The 251-nt window shown below is 43.0% G+C and carries 1 protein-coding gene; it reads right to left on the bottom strand.

From position 1 onward, the window contains the following. On the bottom strand, window positions 1-251 hold a 251-nt coding region (locus ACTHSN_RS10855; protein WP_440365323.1), incomplete at both ends, for an MFS transporter.

The raw sequence follows: 251 nt of genomic DNA, 5'->3' as shown, positions 1-251 counted from the left end.
AGCCAAAATAAACAATGCACCCAAAAAAGTTGCATAAGAATGACTGCCGGCGGCAGGATAGAATAGCAGACAGCCGATGGCGGTCAATACGAATCCGCTAATCACGCCGTTTTTATAGCCGATTTTGCCGACCAAATAGCCCATCGGAATCGACATAATCGCATAAGCGGGAAAGAAACAGAATTGAATCAGCATCGCCTGAACATAATTCAGGTCGAAAATATCTTTCAAATGCGGAATCAAAATATCGT

The organism is Neisseria sp. P0009.S010 (genome assembly GCF_051958545.1).
GTDB lineage: Bacteria > Pseudomonadota > Gammaproteobacteria > Burkholderiales > Neisseriaceae > Neisseria > Neisseria subflava_A.
This window is presented reverse-complemented; position numbering and strand designations above follow the sequence as displayed.